Here is a 10,873-nt window from a genome sequence, read left to right as displayed (position 1 = left end):
GTGAACGCGGCGCCTGTGAGTTCTTCGCGAGCAAGCTCGCTCCTACAAAAAAAGCCTTAACTGAACGGCATTAGGGCAAGCCCGCTCGCCACAGGGGTAGGGGAGCCTCCCCCATTTAGATTGCATTAGATCAGGCAGAGGCTGTGCTGTTCTGCTTTTCGTAAAGAGTTCGTATAGTTTGCCCATTCGCCATAACGATTATGTCGCCTCTATTGAGCAACTAACCCCGGACACTCTACCGTCACTTCCTACCCCCCACCCCCCGTAGGAAGTCATCGTGGAAAGTTCAACTTTAGGCATGGTTGTCCTGTCAATGATTGCGCTCTTTGGCACCGCCGCGTTTTGTTTCGAACACCTCGCCACCCGTAGCGAGAAGAAAAAGAAGGCCAAATAAGCAGGCCATCAAAATCAGCAGAACCCCAGTTTTTCAAGGGATACCCGGGCGGCGGGCTATCCCTTGTTTTCGTTCGTCCGGCAAAACCTCGTCTATATACCGTCTTAATACCGGGGCCACTAATCAGTGCCCGAGCTTGATACCCCAGCGCTTAACCTCCCCCGCGTCCGCCATTGCGGCTTATTCATTCAGGGGAGTTACACCGTGCTCACACTCACGTTCATCTATATCGCCAGCGGCTTCTGTGCCGTGGGGCTGTTCGCTTACTTGGGCTATGCCCTTATTCGCGCAGAAAAATTCTAGGGAGTTCGCCATGTACGACCTGATGTTTATTGGCATCTCCCTGGTGTTTTTTGTTGCGACTGCCATGGCCATTGTCGCCATGGGCAAGATTTGAACGGAGCCACGACATGTTAAGCACTGTGCTGGAATTTGCGCTGGTCCTGGGGTTGATGACGGGGCTCGCCGTATTGATGGGCAAATGGCTGACCCGGGTGTTTACCGGGACGCAGCATGCCTTGCCGGAACGCTGTACCTATCGCCTGTTGGGCATTGACCCACGGGAGAGCATGAACTGGGCTCGCTACGGTTCGGCGCTGCTGTTATCGAACGCGGCGATGATGCTGCTCGGTTATTTCATCCTGCGCCTGCAGGCGGTGATGCCGATCAACCCCTTGGGGCTGGCCGCACAAACCCCGGACCTGGCGTTCAACACCGCCGTGTCCTTTATTACCAATACCAACTGGCAGGCGTATTCGGGTGAAACCAGCCTGTCGAACTTCAGCCAGATGGCGGTCATCACCTTTTTGATGTGCGTCGGCGCCACCTCTGGCGTGGTCGCGGCAGCCGGCTTCATTCGCGGTTTGAGCCGTTCCAGTTCGGGCGATATCGGTAATTTCTGGGTCGACTTCACCCGCACGCTCTACCGCGTGATGCTGCCGCTGTGCGTGGGCATGGCGCTGGTCTATGTGTGGCAGGGCATGCCGCAAACCTTCGCCTCCCAGGCACTGGCGACAACGCTGGAAGGTGCGCAGCAGCAACTGATTGTCGGTGCGGTGGCCAGCTTTGAATCGATCAAGCATATCGGCACCAACGGTGGCGGCTTCTTCAGCATGAACGCCGCCCACCCCTTCGAAAACCCGACACCGCTGACCAACGCCCTGCACATCCTCAGCATGTTGCTGATCCCCTCCGCGCTGACCTACACCTTTGGCAGCATGCTGTTGCAGCGCCGTCAGGGCTGGGTGTTTTTCGGCACCTTCCTGGTGTTGTTCATCGGCTTCCTCGCACTGGTCTACGGCGCCGAGCAAAACGGCAACCCGCTGCTGACCCAGGCAGGTGCCAACCAGACCCTGTCGCTGGAACAAAGCGGCGGCAACATGGAAGGCAAGGAACTGCGTTTCGGTATCGCCGACAGCAGCCTGTTTATCGCCACCACCACCGCGGCCACCACCGGCTCGGTCAACACCATGCATGACTCGCTGACCCCCATGGGCGGCTTCGTGCCCCTGGCACAGATGATGCTCAACTGTGTGTTCGGCGGCGACGGCGTGGGCTTTATCAACCTGATCCAATACGCCCTGCTGACCGTGTTCCTGGTGGGCATGATGATTGGCCGCAGCCCGGAATTCCTCGGCAAGAAAATCGAAGCCCGGGAGATGAAACTGGTGATGCTCTCGGTACTCGCGCACCCCATCAGCATCCTTGGTTTCACCGCCCTCGCCGCCCTCTGGCCCGACACCATGGCCAGCCTCAATAACCTTGGCCCGCATGGTTTCAGTGAGGTGCTGTACGCCTACACCTCGGGCACCGCCAACAACGGTTCGGCCTTTGCCGGATTGAACGCCAATACGCCGTTTTTCAACACCACCATCGGCCTGGCGATGTTGATCGGGCGCTTCTTCACCCTGCTGCCGATGCTGGCCGTGGCCGGCTCCCTGGCGATGAAAAAAACCGTGCCTGCTGGCGCCGGCACCATCCCCACCGCAACCCCGCTGTTCATGCTGCTTTTGGTGTTCGTGGTGCTGGTGGTGGGCGGCCTGACCTTTTTGCCGGCGCTCGCGCTCGGCCCGCTGGTGGAGCAACTGCAGTTGCTGTCCGGCCAGACGTACAACTGAGGACACCTGGATGACGACTCAATCGATATTCAAAGGGCTGTTGCGCCCAGTGCTGGTTTCGGCGTTTTTTTTCATGCTGCTGACGGGGCTCGCATACCCGGCGTTCACCACCGTTGCCGCACAGCTGTTGTTTCCGTTCCAGGCCCGGGGTTCGCTGCTTGAACGCGACGGCCTGGTGATGGGCTCGGCGCTGATCGGCCAGCACTTCACCCGCCCGGAATACTTCCACGGCCGCCCGAGCATGACCCTCGGCGCCGACCCGCAAGACCCGAGCAAAAGCGTCTCGCAGCCGTACAACGCAGGCTCCAGCGGCGCGAGCAACCTGGGCCCCACCAGCCAGAAGCTGGTGGACCAGGTCGCCGCACGCGTCCAGGCCTATCGCCAGGACAACGGCCTGGCCACCGACGCGCAAGTGCCGGTGGACGCCGTCACCGCCTCCGCCTCCGGCCTCGACCCGCATATCTCGGTGGCCAACGCGCGGCTGCAACTGCCAAGGGTCGCCCGCCTGCGGCAACTCCCCGAAGCCGAGCTGCTGCAACTGGTCAACGCCCACACCACCGCGCGCACCCTCGGTTTGCTCGGCGAACCACGGGTCAATGTGCTGCAACTCAACCTTGCGCTGGACGCTCGCCTGCCATCGCGTCAGCCCCCCATTGCGGCCAGTGAGTAAGAGATTTCCCCCATGAAGAATGCTCGTTTACCTCTGTTTGATCGCAGTATCGTGCTGACCGCCTGTGCGGACGCGTTCAAGAAACTGCTGCCCCAGGCCCAGTGGAAAAACCCGGTGATGTTCGTGGTGTACCTGGGCAGCATCCTTACCACGCTGCTGTGGTTCCAGTCCCTCGGTGGCCAGGGTGAAGCGCCCAGCGGCTTTATCCTCAGCATCACCTTGTGGCTGTGGTTCACCGTGCTGTTCGCCAACTTTGCCGAAGCCCTGGCCGAGGGCCGCAGCCGGGCCCAGGCCGCGAGCCTGCGCGGGATGAAACGCCAGACACTGGCCAAGTTGTTGCAACAGCCCAAGCACGGCGCGGCGTGGCTGCCGACGGAAGCGACGCTGCTGCGCAAAGATCAGGTGGTGCTGATCGAAGCCGGCGACCTGGTGCCGCTGGACGGTATCGTGATCGAAGGCGTCGCCTCGGTGGACGAAAGCGCAATCACCGGCGAATCGGCGCCGGTGATTCGCGAGGCCGGTGGTGACTTTTCCTCGGTCACGGGCGGCACGCGGGTACTGTCGGACTGGCTGGTCGTACGCATCAGCGTCAACCCTGGCGAATCGTTCCTGGACCGCATGATCTCGATGGTCGAATCGGCCAAGCGTCAGAAAACCCCGAACGAAGTCGCCCTGACCATCCTGCTGGTGGGCCTAACCTTGTTGTTCCTGCTGGTAATTGCCACGCTGAGCCCCTACTCGATCTTCGCCGTGGCCATGAGCGGTACGGGCAGCGTGGTCAGCGCCACGGTGCTGGTGGCCTTGCTGGTGTGCCTGATCCCGACCACCATCGGCGGCCTGCTCTCGGCCATCGGCGTGGCGGGCATGAGCCGCATGATGTCGGCCAATGTCATCGCCACCTCCGGGCGGGCGGTCGAGGCGGCGGGCGACGTCGACGTCCTGCTGCTGGACAAGACCGGCACCATCACCTTGGGCAATCGTCAGGCCAGCAGCTTTTTGCCGGCGCCAGGGGTGAAAGAAGCCGAGCTGGCGGACGCCGCGCAACTGGCCTCGCTGGCCGATGAAACCCCGGAAGGCCGCAGCATTGTGGTCCTGGCCAAGCAAAAGTTCGACATCCGTGGGCGGGACATCAACGCCCTGGGCGCCAGCTTCGTACATTTCACTGCACAGACGCGCATGAGCGGCGTCGACCTGCCCGAAGGCCGGGCGATTCGTAAAGGCGCAGCCGACGCGATCCGCAGTCATATCGAAGCCTTGGGGGGCAGCTTTCCGGCGGCCTTGCAGGCCAAGGTGGATGAAGTGGCACGCCGCGGCAGCACGCCGTTGGTGGTATCGGATGGCGCCAAGGCACTGGGCGTGGTCGAGCTCAAGGATGTGGTCAAGGGCGGTATCAAGGAGCGCTTCGCCGAGTTGCGGCGCATGGGCATCAAGACCGTGATGATCACCGGTGACAACCGCCTGACCGCCGCCGCGATTGCCGTGGAGGCCGGCGTGGATGACTTCCTCGCCGAGGCCCGCCCGGAAGACAAGCTGCAACTGATCCGCGACTACCAGGCCCAGGGCAAGCTGGTGGCCATGACCGGCGACGGCACCAACGATGCGCCGGCACTGGCGCAGGCCGACGTGGCTGTGGCGATGAACAGCGGCACCCAGGCCGCCAAAGAGGCCGGCAACATGGTCGACCTGGACAGCAACCCGACCAAGCTGATCGAAGTGGTCGAGGTCGGCAAACAGATGCTGATGACCCGCGGCGCCCTCACCACCTTCAGTGTGGCGAATGACGTGGCCAAGTACTTCGCGATCATCCCGGCGGCGTTTGTCGCGACCTATCCCCAGCTCGGTGCGTTGAACGTGATGCAGCTGAGCAGCCCCAACTCGGCGATTCTCAGCGCGGTGATTTTTAACGCGCTGATCATTGTCGCGTTGATTCCCCTGGCCCTGCGCGGCGTGACTTACCGCTCGATCGGCGCGGCGGCCTTGCTCAACCGCAACCTGCTGATCTATGGCCTGGGCGGGGTGCTGGTGCCGTTTGCCGGGATCAAGCTGATCGACCTGCTGCTGACGGGATTGGGCCTCGTATAGCGCCCCATCCACTGTAGGCGCGAGCTTGCTCGTGAAGGGCGTTAACGATAACGCGGGAAACCTGACACCCAACGGCACCCTCAGGTTTTTCGCGAGCAAGCCCGCGCCTACAGACAACTAGAGGAAGAATATGCCCGCCTTAAACGATGCACGCCCCGACCCCGACGCCCTGCTGGCGCGGGTGCAACAGGAAGAACAGGCCGCCTTGCGCGGCAAATTGCGTATCTATTTCGGTTCCAACGCCGGCGTGGGCAAGACCTGCGCCATGCTCGAAGCAGCGCAACGCGAGGTCGCCCAGGGCCGTGACGTACTGGCTGGCGTAGTGGAAACCCATGGCCGTACGGAGACCGCCGAACGGCTCCACGGCCTGGAGCAACTGCCCCGCGCCCACCGCCTGCACGGTGAGTTCGCCCTCACCGAATTCGACCTCGACGCCGCCCTGCTGCGCCATCCCGCCGTGGTACTGGTGGATGAACTGGCTCACAGCAACATCCCCGGTTCGCGCCATCCCAAACGCTGGCAAGACGTGGAAGAACTGCTCAGCGCCGGCATTGATGTATGGACCACCCTCAACGTGCAACACCTGGAAAGCCTGAATGACCTGGTCAGCGGCATCATCGGCATTCGCGTGCGCGAGACCGTGCCGGACCATGTGTTCGATAACGCTCACGAAGTGGTGGTGGTCGACCTGCCGCCGGACGATCTGCTGCAACGCCTCAAGGACGGCAAGGTGTACCTGGGCCCTGCGGCGGCACGCGCATCGCAGCATTTTTTCCGCAAGGGGAACCTGTTGGCCCTGCGCGAATTGGCATTGCGGCGCACGGCGGATCGGGTCGACACGCAGATGCGCGTGTACCGTCGCGAACAGTCGATCAAGACCCTGTGGCCCGCCCGCGAACGGCTATTGGTGGGTGTGGCCGGTGATGCCGGCGATGAGCGCCTGGTGCGTGAAGCGGCGCGCCTGGCGCAAAAGCTGGAGGCGGACTGGATTGTCGTGCATGTCGCCTCCGCCCAGGGGCGCGGTGCCAGGCGCTACCTGAGCGCGATTAAAACCTTGGCCCTGGCCAGCGAATTCGGCGCCGATACGGCCACGTTGCCGGGCATGGACGTGGCGCAAGCCTTGGTCGCCTGTGCCCGTGAGCACAACGCCAATCGCCTGGTGCTGGGCCATCACCCGCGCCAGGCCTGGCGGTTCTGGCATCAATCGGTCAGCGACCGGATCAGCCACCATCATCCGCAAATCGACCAGATCGTGATGGCCCACGGGGTTGTGCCCGACAGGCCCCTGATCGTCGAAAAACCTGCGCCCGTGCCAGGTAGGGCCTTGGCCTATGGGTGGGCCAGCCTTGCCTGTTTCGCCGCCAGCGCCGTCGCCGCGTTGCTGTTGCAAGTGTTCGACCTGGCCAACGTGGTCATGCTGTTTTTACTCACGGTGGTGCTGGTGGCCTTGCGGTATGGACGCGGCCCCGGCGTGTGGGCAGCGATGCTCGCGGTGCTGTGTTTCGACTTCTTTTTCGTGCAGCCGCGCTATTCCTTCACGGTCACTGACACCCAGTATTTTTTCACCTTTGCGCTGATGCTCGGCATCGCCTTGATCACCGGGCAACTCACCGCACGCCTGCGCCACGAAGCGCGCACCGCCGCCGCGCGCGAACGCCGTGCGACCTCCCTGGCGCGGCTGGCGCGTGACTTGTCGGCAGCGTTGACCGTGGAACAAATCAGCGAAGTCGCGCTGCGCACGTTCAGCGGCGTGTTCGAAGCCCGCGTCGGCCTGGCCCTGCCGGACGCCGCCGATGGCGTACACAGCGTGGGCGCAGGCGGGCTGCCGATGGATGACAGCATCGCGCAATGGACCTACGACCACGGCCATGCCGCCGGCCATGGCACCGACACCTTATCGGCGGCCAAGGGCTGCTACCTGCCGCTCAAGGCGCCGATGCGTGTACGCGGTGTGCTGGTGCTGGAACTGGCCCAGAGCGAACGCCTGAACGACCCACAGGAACGCCGCCTGCTGGAAGCCTGCATGAGCCAACTGGCGATTGCCCTGGAGCGCGTGCATTTTGTCGAGGTGGCGCAAAACACCCTGGTGCAGATGGAGGGTGAAAAAATGCGCAATACCCTGCTGGCGGCGATTTCCCACGACCTGCGCACACCATTGACCACCTTGATCGGTGCCGCCGACACCGCCCTGCCCCACGCCCCACCGGGGCCGTTGCGCGAGTTGTTGCACGGCATCCACGAACAAGCCACGTCGATGCAGCGCCTGATCGAAAACCTGCTGGACATGGCGCGCATGCAGGAACGCGGCGTGCGCCTGAACCGGCAATGGCACTCCCTTGAAGAAATCGTCGGCAGCGCCCTGCGCCAGTTGCGCGAGCCGTTGGCGCGGCATCAGGTGCACACCTCGCTCGACACGCGGTTGCCGCTGGTGGACGTCGACGCGCTGTTGATCGAACGCGTGCTGGTCAACCTGCTGGACAACGCGGCCAAGTACACCCCACCGGGCACCACCATCAGCGTCGCGGCCCACGCCACGTCGGACAGCATCGTGCTGATGGTCAGCGACACCGGCCCGGGTCGGGCCCCGGCCAATCTGTTCGAACCGTTTGCGCGCGGCCAACAGGAGTCTTCCGTGACCGGCATCGGCCTGGGCCTGGCGCTGGCCAAACGTATTGTCGAGGCACACGGCGGGCGTATCGAGGCCAACCCGGGGCGTACCTGCGGCATGCATTTCATCATCACGCTACCGGCGGGCACTCCGCCGTCCATGGAATCCCTATGAACACTGCACGTATTCTGATTGTTGAAGACGAAGCCAATATCCGGCGCTTTGTCGGCATCGCCCTGCAAGACGAAGGGTTCCAGGTGTTCGAAGCCGATAGCGTCAAGCGCGCCTTGATCCACGCCGCCAGCCGTCAGCCGGACCTGGTGATCGTCGACCTCGGCCTGCCGGATGGCGATGGCAAGCAACTGATCAGCGAGCTGCGCGGCTGGCTGGCGGTGCCGATCCTGGTGCTGTCGGCACGTGATCGCGAAGAAGAAAAAGTCGCCGCCCTGGACGCCGGTGCCGATGACTACCTGACCAAGCCCTTCGGCGTGCCCGAATTACTCGCCCGCATCCGCGCCCAACTGCGCCGGCACGGGCAGACCGGCACCGTGGCGGCCACCAGCAAAGTGGCGTTTGGCGAGATTGAAGTCGACCTCGCCACCCATGAGGTCTGGCGCAAGGGCCAACCGGTACACCTCACACCCATCGAATACCGCCTGCTCTGCGCGATGGTGCGCGGCCAAAGCCGGGTGCTCACCCATCGCCAGCTACTGCTGGAGGTGTGGGGCCTGGATTACGTGGATCGCGCCCACTACTTGCGGGTGCACATGGCGCACCTGCGCCAGAAACTGGAGGAGGACCCCGCTCAACCGCAGTACTTCATTACCGAGTTGCAGGTGGGCTATCGGCTGATGGGGTTGTGAACAGGCGTTCGGCGGCGACGTCCAGGAACACGCGGATTTTCGGGGTCAAGCCCGATGAACAGCGCATCGCGTTCTACTGCGTGCTGGACGAACTCTTCCAGCCGCTTTGCCAAACCCCAGACAGCAAAAAGCCCGCTCGATGAGCGGGCTTCCTGTGGTACCTGGCGTTCAGCGTTCCAGATGACCGAATATGGCGCAGCGGACGGGACTCGAACCCGCGACCCCCGGCGTGACAGGCCGGTATTCTAACCGACTGAACTACCGCTGCGCGTAACACTTGAAGCGAATGGTGGGTGATGACGGGATCGAACCGCCGACCCTCTGCTTGTAAGGCAGATGCTCTCCCAGCTGAGCTAATCACCCTTCACTTTCGGTGTGGGGCGCATCATATACGAAAAATCTGCAATGTGTTGATTTAAATGCAATTTATTTGAAATAAATTTTCGACCGACACGCCAGCCCTGAAAACACGCGCCTTGCGTGCCAAACGCGAGTCTATTGCATTTGCCCCACCCCAGGCCGCACAATTAAAAACCATTCTCAATAACCCTTGAGCCACGCCTATGTCTGTGGGTGAACCGCCATACCAACGGGAAATAACCCAGCTCTACAGCGAGCATCATGGCTGGCTGCTCACCTGGCTACGGCGCAAGCTGGGCTGTCGGCAGAACGCGGCTGACCTGGCACAGGACACCTTTGCACGCATCCTGCACACCCGCGAATGCGTGGCGACCATTCGCGAACCCAGGGCGTACCTGAGCACCACCGCCCGGCGCCTAATTATCGACCAGGCCCGACGCCGGCAAATCGAACAGGCCTACCTGCGAGAGCTGGCGCTGACCCTGGATGCGCTGGAGGGGTTCCAGTCGCCGGAGCAGATCCACACCACCCTCGAAGCCCTGGAGCACATCGCCTTTATCCTCGAAGGCATGCACGCCTATTCGCGCCAGGCCTTCGTGCTGTACTACCTCGAAGAACTGACCCAGCAGCAAATCGCAACGCAACTCAAGCTATCGGAACGGACCGTGCGCAAGTACCTGATCCAGGCGCTGGTGCATTGCGGCCACAGCATGGACACCTGACGGCCCATGCCCGATACCCGACAGCACATCGAAGAACAAGCCGCCGAATGGCAGCTGCAGTTGCATGAAGGCCCCTTGAGCGAGGCCCAACGCCTGGCGTTCGAGAGCTGGAAACAGCAAGGCCCGCGGTACGCCGCCGCCGCTGCGCGCATGGAGGCTGTGATTGTCAGGGTGCAGGCCCTGCGCGAGACAAAATCACCGGCGCGGGCAGCCCTGGATGCGGCGTTTGCCGATAAACCATCGCGCCGCAATAAACACGCGATGCGCACCCTGCTGCTCGCTTGCAGCTTGGCCCTTCCCGCAGCGGCGCTGCTGATCAGTCCCTATCCACAACGGTGGATGGCCGACGTGCGCAACGGTCCCGGCCAGTGGCAAACCTTGCACTTGGCGGACGGCTCGGCACTGACGTTGAACGGTATCAGCGCGGCGAACCTGCATTTCGATGCCACCCAGCGACGCATCGATCTGCTGCAAGGCGAAATCCTGGTGGAGGTGGCCCATGACCCGGCGCGGCCGTTTATCGTGCAGACGGCCCAAGGCACCTTGCGGGCGCTGGGCACACGGTTTGTGGTCAAGCGTGAGGACGATGTCACCGTGCTCAGCATGCTGGAATCGCGGGTGGCCGCACAGAGTGCCAATGCCCAGCAGACCCTGGAAGTCGACGCCGGCTCCCAGGCGCTGGTCAGCGCCAACAGCGTACGCCTGGCCGGCCGCATTGACCCGGCCAGCATCAACGACGCCTGGCGCCGCCATCAACTGGTGGTGGAAAACCGACCATTACCCGAGGTCCTCGATGAGATCGCACGGCATCGCGCCGGCCACCTGCAATTTGATCGGGCCGCGCTGCAAAACCTGCGTGTGTCGGCCGTGATCCCCCTGGATGACAGCGACCATGCCCTGCAATTACTGGCACAAACCCTGCCGATCAAGGTGTACACCTACACGCCGTGGCTGATCCGGGTGGCCCTAGACAAAACGCCCAATAAATAATTATTCGCATTTGCTTCCGGTTTTTTCGAGGCTGCCCGTCAAGCAAGGTAATTCGACACGTAAAGGA

At 62.6% G+C, this 10,873-nt stretch carries 8 protein-coding genes and 2 tRNA genes; 8 read left to right on the top strand and 2 right to left on the bottom strand.

All coding sequences use genetic code 11. From position 1 onward, the window contains the following. Window positions 1–598: 598 nt before the first annotated feature. The 6 genes from kdpF to AC1Q6I_RS19625 all read left to right on the top strand — a co-directional run bounded on the left by kdpF (window position 599) and on the right by AC1Q6I_RS19625 (window position 8,734). Window positions 599–697 (top strand): K(+)-transporting ATPase subunit F, encoded by a 99-nt coding sequence (kdpF, locus tag AC1Q6I_RS19650; protein ID WP_069075609.1) that lies wholly within the window; start codon window positions 599–601, stop codon window positions 695–697. 107 nt (window positions 698–804) lie between these two features. Then, window positions 805–2,511 (top strand): potassium-transporting ATPase subunit KdpA, encoded by a 1,707-nt coding sequence (gene kdpA / locus AC1Q6I_RS19645; RefSeq protein WP_102624008.1) that lies wholly within the window; start codon window positions 805–807, stop codon window positions 2,509–2,511. Between the two features lie 10 nt (window positions 2,512–2,521). Beyond that, entirely contained in the window at window positions 2,522–3,181 is a 660-nt protein-coding gene (kdpC, locus tag AC1Q6I_RS19640) for a K(+)-transporting ATPase subunit C (RefSeq protein WP_102624009.1), read from the top strand. A 12-nt stretch (window positions 3,182–3,193) separates the two neighbouring features. After that, window positions 3,194–5,263 carry a potassium-transporting ATPase subunit KdpB gene (kdpB, locus tag AC1Q6I_RS19635; protein ID WP_024074374.1) on the top strand — a complete coding sequence of 690 codons (2,070 nt, stop codon included), beginning with the start codon at window positions 3,194–3,196 and terminating at the stop codon, window positions 5,261–5,263. Window positions 5,264–5,393: 130 nt separating this feature from the next. Further along, window positions 5,394–8,045, top strand: a complete 2,652-nt coding sequence (locus AC1Q6I_RS19630) for a DUF4118 domain-containing protein (protein WP_024074373.1) — start codon at window positions 5,394–5,396, stop codon at window positions 8,043–8,045. Continuing rightward, a complete protein-coding gene (locus AC1Q6I_RS19625; RefSeq protein ID WP_102624010.1) occupies window positions 8,042–8,734 on the top strand; it encodes a response regulator in 693 nt (230 codons plus the stop codon). Before AC1Q6I_RS19630 ends, AC1Q6I_RS19625 begins: the two co-directional genes overlap by 4 nt. Before the next feature lie 191 nt (window positions 8,735–8,925). Here AC1Q6I_RS19625 and AC1Q6I_RS19620 read toward each other — a convergent pair. Beyond that, window positions 8,926–9,002, bottom strand: a tRNA-Asp gene (locus AC1Q6I_RS19620). A 19-nt stretch (window positions 9,003–9,021) separates the two neighbouring features. Then, a tRNA-Val gene (locus AC1Q6I_RS19615) sits at window positions 9,022–9,097 on the bottom strand. A 200-nt stretch (window positions 9,098–9,297) separates the two neighbouring features. Between AC1Q6I_RS19615 and AC1Q6I_RS19610 the strand changes: the two genes are divergently transcribed. Together AC1Q6I_RS19610 and AC1Q6I_RS19605 are read left to right on the top strand one after the other, a co-directional pair. Continuing rightward, window positions 9,298–9,816, top strand: coding sequence for a sigma-70 family RNA polymerase sigma factor (locus AC1Q6I_RS19610; protein ID WP_024074371.1), 519 nt, complete (start codon window positions 9,298–9,300; stop codon window positions 9,814–9,816). Between the two features lie 6 nt (window positions 9,817–9,822). Next, a complete protein-coding gene (locus AC1Q6I_RS19605; RefSeq protein ID WP_024074370.1) occupies window positions 9,823–10,806 on the top strand; it encodes a FecR family protein in 984 nt (327 codons plus the stop codon). Window positions 10,807–10,873: the final 67 nt, after the last annotated feature.

This window comes from Pseudomonas sp. MPR-R2A5 (genome assembly GCF_058793055.1).
The sequence above is the reverse complement of the archived record's forward strand: the minus strand, read 5'-3'. Positions and strand labels throughout refer to the sequence as shown.